Source organism: Drancourtella sp. An57, from assembly GCF_002161525.1.
Taxonomy (GTDB): Bacteria; Bacillota; Clostridia; order Lachnospirales; family Lachnospiraceae; genus Sellimonas; species Sellimonas catena.
Genome location: NZ_NFHY01000010.1, coordinates 107,319 through 121,954, shown reverse-complemented (window position 1 = coordinate 121,954; position 14,636 = coordinate 107,319). Strand labels below are relative to the sequence as shown.

Here is a 14,636-nt window from a genome sequence, read left to right as displayed (position 1 = left end):
GGACAGGAATATTTACTCCTCGTCCGCTTCTTCCCACTGTTTTCCAAGCCGGTACTGATATTCCGGCACTTTCGCAAGTTCCTCCTCGGAAATCTCATTTCCCAGATATTGGAATGTCCCGTCATCCGAAAACTGCACGATCAGTTTATGAGTCATCGCATTGTCATTACACGCTGCCATGCACACCGCCTGCACCGTCAGTTCCACTATGCCGTCCCCCTTTTCTTCTGCCTTTACAACTTCCGGAATGGAAGTTCCAAACGTAGTCGGAGAATAGTTCCCGGTCCCAAGCCGTACCCACAGATAGGTTCCTGTCTCTGCATCGTATTCTGCACAGGCCCTGAGTTCATCTTTCGTCACCGGAAGATATTCCATGATCAGACTTTCAAATTCTTCCGCCTCGATCCCGTCCGCATACCGGTCATAATCTATGATCGTTCCATATTTCATTTCATAGAATGATTCAAACACTCCATTGTAATCCAGTCTGGAAAGATCGGACGTATTCCAGTTTGAACAAAGTAGATTATTTCCCTGATATCCAAGTGCCAGAACACACTTCCTGGAAAGTTCTCGGTACGTTTCTTCCATGGGCCGGATCCGTATCATCGTGGATGCGTCCACGACTTCCGTAACTTCCGGCGGCTGCGGCGCACACAACTCGTAGGAAAGCCAGCCTTTTTCCGTGTAGTTCCACCATTTCACCCTTGTATAGGAAGTGGAAGAAATGACAGGTTCCCCGTCACCGCTCCACTCGGAAATGGTATCCACCACATACAGGTTTTCCCCGTCATACTCAAACTCCATCCGGTTCAACCCGCCGCTGGACTTCACCTTATAAAGAACGGTCGTTCCCTCTTTTCCTTCCTTGCAGTCTGCCAGAAAGTCTTCCATCGTCTCATAGTTCTCCATTGTCGAATAGGCATCCGCGCCGGTTACCGTCAATCTGTCTTCCTTCAGCACCTCCTTCAGGGCGACAATCTCCTCATCGGATAATACTCCATCGGATGCATCCCCTTTATCCATGTTCTGATACTGACTGGAAATCAGCTCCATTGCCGCACTACACTCTTCTTCTGCATCTTTCTTCTTTTGGGTATCCAGCGGAAGATTGTATCCCTTTTCCCACTGTTCTGTCTGCTCTGTTGCCTCAGCTTCTTCCCCTTTGCTCTGGCTGTTTTCTTTTCTGTCTCTGCTCAGCATGATGCCGCTCAGACCAATCAGCAGAATCAGGAGAACTATAAGCATAGCATATTTTCTGTAAATTTTTTTACTCCCCATAGTAATGATTCCACTCCTCCTCTGTGAGCCTTGGCTTATACCAGAAATTAGTCATCCCTTCCTCCCTGGAAATCACACGGTTGGATACATACTGAAAACTCCCGTCTTTCATCGGGCGCACCACCAGTTCACTCTTCATGGCACAGTCCAGCATTTCCATCTCCCATACCGCTTCCACGGTAAGCTGAACCGTTCCATCCTCCAGTTCTTTATATCCGGTCACTTCCGGATACGGCCCGTATGGCGAGCCTCCATCATAACGCCCCCGCGGGCGGTAGAGAAAGGTGCCGCTCTCCGGTTGAAACTTCATATGGTCCCGGATCGTCTGCCTGCCAAAAGAAAAATAACTTTGCAGGACCTCCTCAATTTCTTCTTCCGGCACATGATATTCTGCCCCTTCCTTTGCTTCATATGGAACAATTTCCCCATATTTTGCGCGGTAAAGCCGTTCATACAGATCGCAAAAATCCAGTTCTTTGCTATCCTGCTCCGTCCAGTCGGTAATCAGCAGATTATTCCGCTCATATCCGACAGATGCGAGATAGGTCTGGTAAGCCTCCCTGCATGTCTGATCCAACGGCTTGACCCGGAAGGCTTTTTGCCCCGGAGCGCCGTCGTATCCCGCCGGACGGGATTCCTCCAAAAACAGATATCCCTTGTCCGTATAATCCCATGAGGCGGCTTCAAATTCATGATAATAATAGACCTCCGGGCTGTCGTTCTCCCACTGAAGGGAAGATTCTGTCACCTCTATGTTTCCATTCTGAGCCTCCAGATCGTAACGGATCCAGCCGCCTTCGTCCGTTACACAGAAAAACACCACTGAATCTTTTTCTCCTTGTTCTGCGCTTTCGCAGAAGTCCTGGACCTGCCCGGGATGTACCATGTTAATCTGATTGTCCGTGTCAACCGCCGCATATCCCTGCTCCCCGATGGCCTGTATGATCTGTTGCTGAAATGCCAGCGTATCTTTTTCCCCTCTGCCTCTCTCCTCTTCGTAAATCTCCCGGAATCCCTCTGCAAGCTGTTCGGACTCCCTGGAAATCCGCTCTTCTTTTTCCTGTCTTTCTGTTTTTTTCTGATTTTCCTGCCTGTATCCGTCCTCTCTTTCCACGGCAATACTGCACCCCGCCCCGGCAAACAGAAGAATCCATCCTGCAATCATCCACTTCTTCCAGCTCAAGAACTTCTCTCCTTTTCCATCTGTTACCACTGTAAAATATCTTCCCGGAAATGCAAGAATCTATCTGCTTTTCTTCCTTGTGTCTTAATATTACACTTGTAAGATTTCAAAGTCAAGAAGATTCCAACGGGCTGACTACGAATATTTCGCAGCAGCCCGTACCTCTTTTAGTCCTCTTCACTTATTTGGATTACAGGCGTGTTCCTCTCCCCGGTCTGCTTCCGCACCCATTCCCGGATTCTATCCGCGGAGATCCTCTTTTCTCCAAACACTGCCCGGTCCGGTCTTGCTAAGTATTAGTTTACACGATGGGACTCCTTTTTTCTTGACCGGATATGTGCAGTTCCATTTTTATTCTTTGTTCCAGCGAATGCCAATGCTACACAGCAGCAGTGCAAGAACCAGAATCACCGCAAGTGGAATGACGTTCTCCATCCATCCTCCCGCTTCTGTCATCAGGCAATATCCCCATGCAGCCGGAAACGCATTTCCGATGACCTGCAGCACGTTCGGGAGCAGTTCTTTCGGGAACAAAATGCCTGACAAAAGAATCGACGGAAGAAAGACAAACATTGACCACATGGAGGTCTTACTCTGATCTTTCACCATCAGACCGATCACGCCTGCCACGCTGATCGTAACAACCAGAAACAGTACCAGTGAAACCACATATGCAGCCGGATGTTCCGGAAATTCCGCGTCAAAAAACAGTGGCGCAGAAAAAAAGAGAATCATACTCATGCAAAACAAATGTACAAACGCAGAAAGACCTGTCGTAAAGAATCCAAGCCACTCCGGAACCCCGTTGGATTTGTAAACCTGCCGGATCTTGCTTCCGTAGATTTCCACAAGAGAAGGTGGAACACCGATGAGCGCACCCATGGAAACGCCAAACACGGTCATGGACTGGATCAGTGTCTCCTTGGCTTCCGGCATGACAGAAGTAAAAATGCCTCCCATCACCGCAAAGAACAGAAGCGGCACCAGATAGCAGGTAAGCAGAAGCGTCCGGCTCCGGATATCCATTTTCCACTGGAGCGAGACTCCGTAAAAGAATGCATTCATCCGTCATTCCCCCTTTGTGATTTTCATAAAGTGTTGTTCCAGCGATCCCCGGTCCACATGAAGATCCAGAATCGTCGCACTCCTCTTCCGGTACTGTTCCAACAGTTTCATCAGATCTGTTCCAATGTCTTCTGATTCGAACTCTTCCGTGCCATGTTCTGTCCGAATCGAAATCCGGTACTGCTTTCCAACCTTTTCACCAAGTTCCTCTACCGTTCCGAGAAATACAAGGCTGCCCCCATTTAAAATCCCAATCCGGTCACAGAGGCTTTCCACCTCTGTCATATCATGGCTTGTCATTACAATGGTCTTTCCATTTTCCCTCAGCTTTCGGATCAGGCCATGAAGCGATACCCGCCCTTCCACATCAAGTCCTGCTGTCGGTTCATCCAGAAACAGGAGATCCGGATCCCGTATCAGGGCAAGTGCCAGATGGAGCCGTCTCTTCTGTCCCGTCGATAACTGATAATACTGCTTCTTTGCAAATTCCGGAATGCCAAGCTCCTTCAGCATTCCCGCATCCGGCACGCAGTGATTCCACTTTGCAAACAGCCGGACCGCCTCCATCGCCCGGATATGCTCCGGCAGTGATGCCGACTGCAGCTGAATTCCGGTTTTCCCTTGAACATTGATCTGTCCTTCGTCATATGTTCTCAGCCCCTCGATGCATTCCATGGCCGTCGTTTTACCCGCACCATTTATCCCCAGGATTCCAAAAATTTCCCCCTGATTCACACCAAAATTCAGATCTTTCAACACCGTATGTGTCCCGTAACTTTTCTTTAATCCACAAACCTGTACTGCTTTTGTCATGCATCTTCCTCCTGAAACGGATTCACTCCCAGCCGGGAAAAATAAACATCCAGAACCTGCCCGACATACTCATTGGCCATCGCCTGTTTTTCCTGCCATTTTGGATCCGTTCCTTCAAATTTTCCAACTTCCACCAATTTGGAGAGCATACTCAAATCCCCTCCGGTAAATTCCGTGATCATCTTCCAATAATTCTCGGCAAAACGCTGTCCCTGTTCGCTGTCGGCCGGAACTTTCGCTATGTAAAGCTGTATTGCTTCCTCCTGAAGCTTTTGAAACCGGTGCATAAAATCCGTTCCGCTTTCCCGGTCAAAGCGGCTTCGGATGTGCTCCAGTGTCTGATCGTCAAAATGCTTGATCAGCCAGTAATACTCATTATTCATCTGCAGGTTTACGATAATATCCGCATACTTTTTGAAATCCACCTCCTGCATCTGAAGCACTTCTTCCCGCAGAATTTCAAGCTCCCTTAATGATTCGGACAGACTTTCGACTTTCCGTCGCACTTCTTCTGCCTGCTGTGCCAGGGCATCCGCCACCTCATCCGGCGTATCCAGCGGAATCAGGCGGTTTTTGATATCCTGCAGGGAGAATCCGAGCTGTTTCAAAGATAAAATCTGGTGCAGACGGATTACATCTTTATCTGTATAAAGCCTCCGCCCGCCTTCACTGATGGAAGAAGGCGAAAGCAGTCCTTCTCTGTCATAGTGCTGTAATGTCCGGACTGTGACATTCATCTTCTTTGCCACTTCCCCAACGGTCATAAATCCCTTCGGTACTGCTCTTTGTTTTTCCATGTCCGTGTCACCTCCTGCTCCTAGTATACTTCATGACGTAACGTCACAAGCAAGCCCCTTTAAAAATTTTTTCTTGACCGCAGATCCCGTCTTATGATAGACTGGTGACTCGGAAAATTCAGGTCTTTATTGGAAACGTACATTCTCCCGAATGAATAACGAACAACACGATTTTTCTGCTGATTTATTATTCATTCATAAGGAGGATTTTTTATGCCAAGAACTAAAAAACAGGAACTCATTTTTTCACTTCTGATGGTATTTTTCATGGTTTATGCCATGATCTGCTACAATATTGCACTGAACATGGGCGGAATGAATTATGCCGTATTCGGAGCAGCCTTTCATGAACTGATCATCATGTACCCGATCGCCTTTCTTCTGGACTTTTTCTTTGTGAGCCACATCGTAAAAAGAACCGCTTTTAAAATCGTAGACCCGGAAAAAGAAAACCCATTTCATCTGGTACTGGCAATTTCTGCCATCACCGTAATGTGGATGTGTCCACTGATGAGTCTTGCGGCTACACTGCTGTTCAAAGATGCAGGAATCAACGTAATCCCAGTCTGGCTTCAGACTATCGCAATGAATTTCCCGATGGCATTCTTCTGGCAGATGTGCTATGCCGGACCACTGGTAAGATTCCTGTTCAGAAAAATCATGAGACAGTCATAAAATAGAAAAAAGGAGCTGAGTTTAAAAGAAAACTCAGCCCCTTTTTTCTGTTATTTTACAGGAAATCGCCCGCAGGATTTTTTCTCCGGACAGTAATTCAGGAATTCACATTTTGGTTTACAGTACTGATCTACAATCAGCTCCCATTCCTCTGAAAGATTCCGAAGTTCTTTCAAAATATCCCGCATCAGATCACGATATTCCCAGTATGCTCTCATACACATCCTCTGTTTGCAGATATCCAGAAAATTCCTCAGATTCCGCTTATCCACAATCTTGGTTCCCATGCCAAGCGGCAGGATCATGGCTGCATCCTCTTTTGGAATCTGACATTCCTCGATCAGAAAAGAAGCGCATTTCTGAATTTCCTCCATGCAGGAACGATACCTCTCCAAAGCCAGATCTTTGTTTTTGACAGAAGGCGGAATTACAAACTCAAAATTCTGATAATTGATATATCTTGTACTTGCCTGCAGCCTTGTCGGAGCACCTCCTATATGAGTATACCATTCCCGAATTACTCTGGCCGAATACCCATCCAGAACCATTTCTATATTTACATACTCCAGTACACGTCCATGATTTGTTTTCAGACATTCCAGCCCTCTTTTATAGTTTTTCTCCGGGTCCTCTATATCGCTGCCCCAACAGATTCCAGCTCTTTCCCCCATCAAAGTAAGTGGTTTTCTCGTTGTTTCCTCCAAAAGCGTAACTTTGCCCATCGTACAGCCCTGATCTGTCCTAAACAGATTTTTTCCTTTCCTCAGTCATTATAAGTATCTTACTACAAAACCTTCGATTTTCCAAATGGTTCTCTTCAGTCAGTATAAAGAATCCCCGACATCATTTGGGAAATTCATCCAAACTCGCTGTGGAACAATACAGTATTCTGTTTGATTTTCTGAAGATCTTATAATCTTCATGTAAATGTAGGCTAAAATATTAGTCATTTCTTGCTTTTTTTAGATTTTAGGATAATATATTCATTATGAACACCCATATTTTTTCAAAACAACCCCCACTGGAAATCGAAGGAGAACTGGAACATCTGTTTGAGGAAGTTCCATTCCTCTCCATAGAGGAGGTCGCATATGTCAAAGATTGAACGTCTTCATGTTTTCTATCATGGTCGAAAGGTCGGAACAATGATGCTTTACCGGAAACGACTGACAGCATTTGAGTATGATAATACATGGCTGATTGCCGGATTTCCGATCAGCCCGTTTTCTCTTCCGTTGGAAAAAAAGTATTTCTTCCTAAAGTCGATCCATTTGAAGGACTGTTCGGTGTATTCGCAGACAGTCTTCCAGACGGATGGGGCGTCTGCTTGTAGACCGGTAATATCCATGAGCGTGTAAACGAATGTCTCGGCATTTATCTCCAAAATCCATCCTGATACACAAAAGATCCCGGCATTTCCATAGAAAAAAGGACGATTCTAGAAAGGATTGAGCGTTTTCAAAGCCTCAATCCTTTCTAGAATCGTCCTATCTCTTTAAACATCATGATTTATGCAAAACATGCTACTGAAATAATGACTGATGCAAACATAAAAAAGAGTCCGCCTATTCGCATAAATGCAATATATAAATCCGTTGGTTCTCCATTTTTCGCGGTAAAATAATGTTCCATTTTCCAAAGCAGCTTCGGATTGATTAACATAAACAATCCTAAAAGAAATAAAATGACCGGCCAAATAAGATTTATATCCTTCATTTTCTATCTCCCACAAATAATTTTATTTCGTGCACGAAAAACAGTATTTCCTCTATATCTGGAAACCTTACCATTATACAAAGGTTTACATAAAAAATTATAACGGATTTCAGCATAGCCGCAGATTCCCTGAAGAAGACCTAGCCTGTAAGATGTCACTTCCAAATACCGCTACCAGATGTTAAATGTCTTATCCGTTGTCCTGCACTGTACCTGAAGTTCATAATAATGCTGGATCAGCCGATCTTCCTTATCTCTTCGTTCCAACAGCTTTACATTGAGTACTTTTCCTTTGAAAAGTACACCTGGCCTTTTCATTCTGAAATGTCCTCTTATGTTGATCGTACCAAGAGCAAATACTGCCGCACCGATCAGTACAAGCACGATTGTCTGGAAAGTAAAAGATCCCATAGCTTTTTCTCCTTTGTCATATTTCCAAAAAGATCCTGCCCCGGCTCATTTCCTTTTAGTTCTGTCCGTAATATGCGTTTGCTCCGTGTTTTCTGTAGTAGTGTTTATCCTGAAGATCCTGCGGTGCCGGTTTTACTTCCGGATTAATCATCTCACAGCGGGCTGCCATCTTCGCCACTTCTTCCAGGACAACGGCATTGTGTACAGCCTCATGGGCATTTTTGCCCCATGTAAATGGCCCATGGTTCTTGCAGAGTACCGCCGGAACAGCCTCGTAATCTTTCTCCTTGAATGTTTCTACAATTAAAAGGCCTGTATTTTTCTCGTACTCATCAAATTCTTTTCCTTCCAGACAGCGCGCACATGGAATTTCACCATACATGTAGTCTGCATGTGTCGTTCCATAGCACGGAATTCCTCTTCCCGCCTGTGCCCAGCTTGTTGCCCACGGAGAATGGGTATGAACTACGCCTCCGATGTTCGGGAATGCTTTATAAAGCTCCAGATGTGTCGCTGTATCGGAAGAAGGGTTGTATTTTCCTTCAACTTTGTTTCCTTCCAGATCCATTACAACCATATCTTCCGGTTTCAGTTTGTCATAATCCACGCCACTTGGCTTGATTACAAAATACCCTTTTTCCCGGTCAATCGCACTTACATTCCCCCATGTGAATGTAACCAATCCATATTTCGGGAGATCCATATTTGCCTCGTAAACAATCTGTTTTAATTCTTCCAGCATTTTTTATTCCTCCGTAATCGTATATAATACTACTTTGTTAATCTCGCGGTTTGTCGATACAATCATCCCTTTTTTATAATATCGATTCCGCTTACTTTCAATTATACCATTGTATATAATTTTTTGTCATTATTTTGGGGATGAATGATCTTAAAATGAGCAGGAATCTTCCTTTAAAAGTATTTTTCCTCAAGTGCCAGAAGATCTTCCGGACCTTTTGCTTCTTTCAGTTCCTCCACAAGTTCTTCATTTGAAAGCATCTCGGCAAGTCTTGACATATTGTCCAGATGCTGATCCGTATTGCAGGAAGCAAGTGTGAAAAACAGAATGGCATCCTTATCATGGTCAGTCGGATCAAAACTTACCGGCTGATCCAGCTTCATAAAGGCAATCTCTGTCTTATGTACGCCTTCTGCAAATTCCTGCGAATGTGGCATCGCAAGCCCTGGCATGATTACAATGTAGGGACCATATTTTTCGACACATTTGATAAGGTCTTCTTTATAATTTTCCTCCACTGTTCCGTCCGCTTCCAGAACTTCACAGCTCATTCGGATTGCATCTTTCCAATCTTTTGCACTCTTTGCAAATTTATAATGTTTCTTTTCCACAAATTCTTTTAACATCTCTCTGACTCCTAGAATAATACTTTGATTTACAACCAGCTCTATCTTCTGCGTCCCTATGTAGGCGCGAGCTCATAAGTCCTGTCTCCCTTTAATTTTCCTGCAGAAGACTGGAAAAATCATGGAAATATCGTTCCCGTTCTTCGGTTGTCATCTTCACCAGTTCCTCAAAGCGATCCATGCTGATATATCCTGCCGAAAATAACAGCTCAGTATACTCTTTTTTGGAGAAACCATATACTTTCTCCCATTCACAGATTTTTTTCATACCATAGTAGTAACAGGTAAAGTATCCCGGGGAGTTCTGATGTGCCCTCACCTGACCTCTTGCTGTCACCCAGTCAAATCCAAGTTCCTTTTCATAAAGCTCAATTACTTCTTCCAACGATGCACCATAGTAAAAAAGCATTAGATCGGCACGGATCCGCACAGAAGCATGATGCCGCCGGTATGCGACAAAAAGTGGAAAAAACGGGTCTTCTGAAAAAAGATCCTGAAAGGCGCGCTCGGTTCGAAGACAGGTTCCTTCCAGAAGTGGCACCAGCTTAGCTCCAATTTTCACCGTCTCCGGTGTCTCATCAACCACAGCACGCACATACTGTACATGATGGCCCGGATATGCTTCATGAAGCGTGTTCATCCGGATCCAACCATCCGTTACATTTTTATAGTTGTATACATTCAGAAACATCTGTCCTACAAGAGGCCGGATACTGAAATCTCCACCTTCATAGCCGCCCCACGGATAAGAATCTTTACAGCACTCCGGCACCGGCAGACAGATACACTCTTCATCCTCCGGAAGCCGGACATACTCATGCGCCAGTGCCCTTGTCCGTTTTAGATACTCATTTGCACGGGCCAGCATCTCTTCCGGGGTGTCACACGGTCCTTCATATTTAAACAGGATTTCATTGATTTCCTCCATGGTAGTCGGCGCCGGTTCCGGAATATCCAGCCTTCCGGCAATATCGAATACGTCCGCCCTGGTCTTTTCAATCTCTTCCTGATACCAGGAAAGGAGCTCATCCAAAGACACACCCATCTGTTTTTGCAAGATAGTACGGTATAATTCTTCGTCCATCTTCACCGTCTGTTTCAGATCCTCTTCCTCCGTCTCCGCTGGTATCATTTTTTTACCATCCCGAAGTTTCTCTGCCATTTCTTCTAAAACAACTTCAGTCTCTGCCAGGGCCTTTTTCAGTCTTTCCAGTTGATTTTGTGAAAAGGATGAAAAAAATCTCTTCAAGTCCGTTCGGTACATCTCCACCATTCTGCTTTCTCTCATGAATTCATCTGAAAGATCTCCTTTTCTTCCCTTCTCTTTTGCCTGAATCAGTTCAAGTACACTATCCTTAGCTTCACAGATCTCGCGTAGATAGTCTAGCAGCCCCTGGCAACGTTCCTCGTCCGGATGCCGGTTCAATCGGGAAGTATTCTCGATTTCCCAGTGAATCCCAAGATGATCTGCCTCCGGATGTTCCTCTTTATCCTTCAAAGTATACTCCAGCGAATCCAGAAAGTCCTTAAAATGATGCTTTATCAAGGAGAATACCCGGTCTGGTTCCTCCAGTTCCTCCATCCTCTTTTTCAATTCCTCCACCCTGCTCCATGCCTGTCTCATGTGCTCTTCTGTTGGAAGAAATATCTTGCTTTTCTTCTGTTTGCCATCCAGCCAAAATCTGGACAGCAACGCGCAGTCTCTGTCCAGTTCCCGGTACTGTCGTCTCAGTTCTTCGTATCCCTTTGCCATCTCCGTTCGCTCCTTTTGTGTCCGATTGATCGGTTTTATGATCTTTTCTCCATCTTAGCACAGCATTTACGGTTCTTCAATACAACACAAAAAGGGACACTCTCTGAAAGTCTGCACTTTCAAAGAGTGTCCCTGATTACTTTATCTTCTGTCTCTTAGCTGAAAGACTGCTCTGTACGGTTAATGATCTCATCCTGAAGCGGTTTATCCAGGTTGCGGAAGAAATCACTGTATCCTGCAACACGAACAATCAGATCTTTATAATCCTCCGGATGTTTCTGTGCATTAATCAGAGTCTGGCGATCCACTACGTTGAACTGGATATGGTGACCATCCATCGCGAAGTAAGAACGGATCAGGTCTGCCATATGATTGAGGCCTTCTTCGCCTGCTACAACGTCCGGTGTAAACTTCTGATTCAGAAGTGTTCCGCCTGTTGCAAGATGATCCATCTTGGAGCAGGATTTAATAACTGCTGTCGGTCCGTTTGTATCTGCGGATTTTTCCGGAGAGATACCTTCGGATACCGGTTTGTGAGCTTTTCTTCCGTTCGGAGTTGCAAGGATGACATCTCCGAAGTATACATGACAGGTTGTCGGCAGCATATCGATGCGGTATTCTCCGCCTCTGATATTCGGACGTCCTGTGATGGTGCTTCTGTAAAGCTCGAAAATATCCTGCATGATATCATCTGCGTAATCATCATCATTACCATATTTCGGGCTGTTGTCATGAACCATCTTGTAGATGGAATCATATCCTTCGAAGTCATGTTCCATTGCTTCGATCAGCTCTTCCATGGTGAAGTTCTTCTTGTCGTAAACATTGTATTTGATTGCAGCAACACAGTCAGTAACCGTTCCGATACCTACACCCTGAATGTAGCTTGTGTTGTATCTTGCTCCACCTGCATTGTAGTCTTTTGCCTTGGAGATACAGTCATTTGTTACAACAGACAGACATGGTGCCGGCATGTTTTCAGCATATAATTTTTCAATAACATTGTTTCCACGGATCTTAACATCTACGAAGTACTCAAGCTGTTTCTTAAATGCAGCCCATAATTCGTCAAATGTCTTGAAGTCTTTTGCGTATCCAAGCTGAAGACCAAGCTGCTTTTTGCTGTACTCATCGTATCCGTTGAACAGTGTCAGCTGGAAGATCTTCGGAATGTTCAGGTAACCTGTCAGGATATAAGCTTCGCTTCCCCATGCTCCGGTCTCTACACATCCTGAGGATCCACCGCGTCTTGCATCCGGCAGACTCTTTCCTGCATTAAGGAGCTCTGCAATCTGAGCCTCTGTGTTATAGAATGCCGGCTGTCCCCATCCTTCTCTGGAGATTTCACATGCTCTCTTTAAGAATTTTGCCGGTGTCTTCTTGCTGATGGTTACGTTGGAGTTCGGCTGAACCAGTCTCATCTCATCCATGCAGTCAAGGATCAGATAACTTACTTCATTGACACCGTTACGTCCATCCGGTGTTACCCCGCCTGTGTTGATATTTGCGAAATCGGTGTATGTTGCACTTTCTTTCAGTGTGATACCAACTTTTACAGGAGCAGGCTGATTGTAGAATTTTACCCACAGACATTCCAGAAGTTCTTTTGCTTTCTCATCATCCAGAATACCGTCGGCAACATCTTTCTGATAATATGGATACAGATGCTGATCCAGTCTTCCCGGGCTGAAAGCATCCCAAGGATTCAGTTCTGTCGTAACTGCAAGGTGTGTAAACCAGTACAGCTGGATTGCCTGCCAGTATGTCTGCGGCTTGTGTGCCGGTACAACTTCCAGGTTTGCAGCAATCTGAAGCAGCTCTGCCTTTCTTGTCTCGTTTTCTTCTTTTTCTGCCATTTCAAGAGCAAGTTTGTGATAACGCTCTCCAAGAATAATGACAGCATCGCACGCGATGTCCATCGCTTTCAGCTCTTCTGCTTTATCCAGAGCTTCCGGATCATTGATATAATCCAGAGCATCCATTGTCTTTTTGATTTTCTCTTTATAATCCATGTATCCGGTTGTGAATACCTGCTCGCCTCCGCATGTATGTCCAGGTCCTCTCTGCTCCATGAACTCTGTGAACATACCTGCTTCATAGCAGTCATGCCATTCCGGTGTCATCTTGGAAAGAAGCTTTTCTCTCATGCTTCTTCCTGTCCAGTACGGGATGATCTCTTCTCTCTGAAGCTTCCGGTCTTCTTCTGTTGTCTTGAAGGATACCAGATCTCTTTCGCTCATGACGATCATATCCTCTTCACTGTGGCAGCAAAGTTCCGGGAATGTCGGAGATGCCTGAGGATCTTTTCCTTTTTCACCAACGATCAGTTCGCCGTCTCCAAGATATAATGTCTTCTTGGAAAAATATTCTTTCAGAGTCATCGCTCTCATAACCGGAATTGAATATTTTCCATCGTTTTCTCTGTAAAAGTCTGTCTCGATTTTTGCTCTTTCCAGGTCAATATGAACCGGAGTAGTTACACTGATCTGTCTGAGTTTCTGAATTCTTTCATTCATACCGCGAAGTTTTGCCATTTTTCTAACCTCCTATTTTGGTGTTCGTATATCCTGCATTGATAAATATAGCCGCCAGTGCTTCCATCTCTTCTTTGTCTGGTGCATGCAGGTCAGTGCCTTTATATTCCATATCCAGCTTTCTGTATTTTCCGCTTCCGGTATCATGGTAAGGCAGCAGATTGATCTGAGCCGGATGGATATCGTGTTCCTGAAGAAACGCGATGGTTTCTTTCATGTTCTGTTCGTTTCCGTTTACCTCTTTGATGGTAGGAATCCGGATATAGATTCTGGCGCCGTCCTGAGAAAGGCGGACCAGATTTTCAAGTATCAGTTTATTGTCAACTCCGATGTACTTCTTATGAAGCTCCGGATCCATAATCTTCACATCATAAAGGAATGTATCTACATAAGGAAGAATCTTCTGAAATCTTTCATAAGGAGCATATCCGCATGTGTCGATGGTAAGCGATATTCCCTGACGGTCCAGCTCTTTGGCTGCCGCGAGGACAAAATCCATGTCCACTGACATCACTTCACCGCCCGAGAAGGTAACTCCTCCGCCGGACTGTTCGTAAAACATCTGATCCTTCATGAGTTCTTTAACCAGTTCTTTGACTGTATACTCATATCCGACGATTTCTCTTGCGGACGCCGGACAAACATCTGCGCATTTTCCGCAAAATGTACAGGACAGTGAATTCCATACCGGCTTGTGATCCTCCACATGGATCGCACCATTCGGGCAGGCCGCCGCGCAGGCTCCGCATCCTGTGCATTTTTCCCTGTCCAGCTCCATCTCTCTTTCAAACCTCTGGGTCTCCGGGTTATGGCACCATACACACTTCAAAGGACATCCTTTGAAAAATACAGTTGTACGAATCCCGTCCCCATCATGAATCGAAAATTTCTGTATATTTGTGATATTTTTCATGATTCTCTCCTGTCAGTTCTCCCTCTTTGAACCTCAGTTTGAACTTTAGTCTAATCGTTAAATTAAATGTACAACAATGTTATAATTTTGTCAATAGGGAATGAAAAGAATTGATAAAAAAATAACA

At 44.9% G+C, this 14,636-nt stretch carries 15 protein-coding genes; 2 read left to right on the top strand and 13 right to left on the bottom strand.

The features are described 5' to 3' along the window. Positions 1–12: 12 nt before the first annotated feature. The 5 genes from B5G11_RS10045 to B5G11_RS10025 form a co-directional block, all read right to left on the bottom strand. The gene (locus tag B5G11_RS10045; protein WP_158099256.1) at positions 13–1,248 is read right to left on the bottom strand and encodes a DUF6070 family protein; all 1,236 of its coding nucleotides are present in this window, start codon (positions 1,246–1,248) and stop codon (positions 13–15) included. 22 nt (positions 1,249–1,270) lie between these two features. Continuing rightward, positions 1,271–2,464 carry a DUF6070 family protein gene (locus B5G11_RS10040; protein WP_242959028.1) on the bottom strand — a complete coding sequence of 398 codons (1,194 nt, stop codon included), beginning with the start codon at positions 2,462–2,464 and terminating at the stop codon, positions 1,271–1,273. Positions 2,465–2,815: 351 nt separating this feature from the next. Then, on the bottom strand, positions 2,816–3,529 hold the full coding sequence (locus B5G11_RS10035; RefSeq protein ID WP_087253282.1) for an ABC transporter permease: 714 nt from the start codon (positions 3,527–3,529) through the stop codon (positions 2,816–2,818). Positions 3,530–3,532: 3 nt separating this feature from the next. Next, complete coding sequence (locus B5G11_RS10030; protein WP_087253281.1) at positions 3,533–4,342, bottom strand: ABC transporter ATP-binding protein; 810 nt, start codon at positions 4,340–4,342, stop codon at positions 3,533–3,535. Further along, positions 4,339–5,139 (bottom strand): MerR family transcriptional regulator, encoded by an 801-nt coding sequence (locus B5G11_RS10025; RefSeq protein ID WP_087253279.1) that lies wholly within the window; start codon positions 5,137–5,139, stop codon positions 4,339–4,341. The genes B5G11_RS10030 and B5G11_RS10025 overlap by 4 nt, the downstream gene beginning before the upstream one ends. A 213-nt stretch (positions 5,140–5,352) precedes the next feature. On the opposite strand from B5G11_RS10025, the gene B5G11_RS10020 reads away from it, so the two are divergent. Further along, on the top strand, positions 5,353–5,814 hold the full coding sequence (locus B5G11_RS10020) for a DUF2798 domain-containing protein (RefSeq protein WP_087253277.1): 462 nt from the start codon (positions 5,353–5,355) through the stop codon (positions 5,812–5,814). Between the two features lie 50 nt (positions 5,815–5,864). On the opposite strand, the gene B5G11_RS10015 is transcribed toward B5G11_RS10020, so the two are convergent. Further along, a complete protein-coding gene (locus B5G11_RS10015) occupies positions 5,865–6,536 on the bottom strand; it encodes an FAD-dependent thymidylate synthase (protein ID WP_087253276.1) in 672 nt (223 codons plus the stop codon). A gap of 369 nt (positions 6,537–6,905) precedes the next feature. Between B5G11_RS10015 and B5G11_RS10010 the strand changes: the two genes are divergently transcribed. Next, on the top strand, positions 6,906–7,172 hold the full coding sequence (locus tag B5G11_RS10010) for a HipA N-terminal domain-containing protein (protein WP_242959027.1): 267 nt from the start codon (positions 6,906–6,908) through the stop codon (positions 7,170–7,172). Positions 7,173–7,323: 151 nt separating this feature from the next. Here B5G11_RS10010 and B5G11_RS10005 read toward each other — a convergent pair whose 3' ends face one another. The 7 genes from B5G11_RS10005 to B5G11_RS09975 all read right to left on the bottom strand — a co-directional run bounded on the left by B5G11_RS10005 (position 7,324) and on the right by B5G11_RS09975 (position 14,509). Beyond that, a complete protein-coding gene (locus tag B5G11_RS10005; protein ID WP_087253274.1) occupies positions 7,324–7,530 on the bottom strand; it encodes a DUF6199 family natural product biosynthesis protein in 207 nt (68 codons plus the stop codon). 171 nt (positions 7,531–7,701) lie between these two features. Further along, a complete protein-coding gene (locus tag B5G11_RS10000; RefSeq protein ID WP_087253272.1) occupies positions 7,702–7,941 on the bottom strand; it encodes a hypothetical protein in 240 nt (79 codons plus the stop codon). 55 nt (positions 7,942–7,996) lie between these two features. Then, the gene (locus tag B5G11_RS09995) at positions 7,997–8,683 is read right to left on the bottom strand and encodes an L-ribulose-5-phosphate 4-epimerase (RefSeq protein ID WP_087253270.1); all 687 of its coding nucleotides are present in this window, start codon (positions 8,681–8,683) and stop codon (positions 7,997–7,999) included. Between the two features lie 173 nt (positions 8,684–8,856). Then, on the bottom strand, positions 8,857–9,309 hold the full coding sequence (locus B5G11_RS09990; RefSeq protein ID WP_087253269.1) for a PTS sugar transporter subunit IIA: 453 nt from the start codon (positions 9,307–9,309) through the stop codon (positions 8,857–8,859). Positions 9,310–9,400: 91 nt separating this feature from the next. Next, on the bottom strand, positions 9,401–11,062 hold the full coding sequence (locus B5G11_RS09985) for a DUF885 family protein (RefSeq protein ID WP_087253267.1): 1,662 nt from the start codon (positions 11,060–11,062) through the stop codon (positions 9,401–9,403). 155 nt (positions 11,063–11,217) lie between these two features. Further along, entirely contained in the window at positions 11,218–13,596 is a 2,379-nt protein-coding gene (gene hypD / locus B5G11_RS09980) for a trans-4-hydroxy-L-proline dehydratase (protein WP_087166970.1), read from the bottom strand. Between the two features lie 4 nt (positions 13,597–13,600). Continuing rightward, positions 13,601–14,509, bottom strand: a complete 909-nt coding sequence (locus tag B5G11_RS09975; RefSeq protein WP_087253264.1) for a trans-4-hydroxy-L-proline dehydratase activase — start codon at positions 14,507–14,509, stop codon at positions 13,601–13,603. Between the last annotated feature and the right edge of the window lie 127 nt (positions 14,510–14,636).

Bases quoted from the DNA above. Each gene is read 5' to 3' on its own strand.
- B5G11_RS10045 (WP_158099256.1), bottom strand. From the start codon at position 1,248: ATGCTTATAGTTCTCCTGATTCTGCTGATTGGTCTGAGCGGCATCATG.
- B5G11_RS10035 (WP_087253282.1), bottom strand. From the start codon at position 3,529: ATGAATGCATTCTTTTACGGAGTCTCGCTCCAGTGGAAAATGGATATC.
- B5G11_RS10030 (WP_087253281.1), bottom strand. From the start codon at position 4,342: ATGACAAAAGCAGTACAGGTTTGTGGATTAAAGAAAAGTTACGGGACA.
- B5G11_RS10025 (WP_087253279.1), bottom strand. From the start codon at position 5,139: ATGGAAAAACAAAGAGCAGTACCGAAGGGATTTATGACCGTTGGGGAA.
- B5G11_RS10020 (WP_087253277.1), top strand. From the start codon at position 5,353: ATGCCAAGAACTAAAAAACAGGAACTCATTTTTTCACTTCTGATGGTA.
- B5G11_RS10015 (WP_087253276.1), bottom strand. From the start codon at position 6,536: ATGGGCAAAGTTACGCTTTTGGAGGAAACAACGAGAAAACCACTTACT.
- B5G11_RS10010 (WP_242959027.1), top strand. From the start codon at position 6,906: ATGTCAAAGATTGAACGTCTTCATGTTTTCTATCATGGTCGAAAGGTC.
- B5G11_RS10005 (WP_087253274.1), bottom strand. From the start codon at position 7,530: ATGAAGGATATAAATCTTATTTGGCCGGTCATTTTATTTCTTTTAGGA.
- B5G11_RS10000 (WP_087253272.1), bottom strand. From the start codon at position 7,941: ATGGGATCTTTTACTTTCCAGACAATCGTGCTTGTACTGATCGGTGCG.
- B5G11_RS09995 (WP_087253270.1), bottom strand. From the start codon at position 8,683: ATGCTGGAAGAATTAAAACAGATTGTTTACGAGGCAAATATGGATCTC.
- B5G11_RS09990 (WP_087253269.1), bottom strand. From the start codon at position 9,309: ATGTTAAAAGAATTTGTGGAAAAGAAACATTATAAATTTGCAAAGAGT.
- B5G11_RS09985 (WP_087253267.1), bottom strand. From the start codon at position 11,062: ATGGCAAAGGGATACGAAGAACTGAGACGACAGTACCGGGAACTGGAC.
- hypD (WP_087166970.1), bottom strand. From the start codon at position 13,596: ATGGCAAAACTTCGCGGTATGAATGAAAGAATTCAGAAACTCAGACAG.
- B5G11_RS09975 (WP_087253264.1), bottom strand. From the start codon at position 14,509: ATGAAAAATATCACAAATATACAGAAATTTTCGATTCATGATGGGGAC.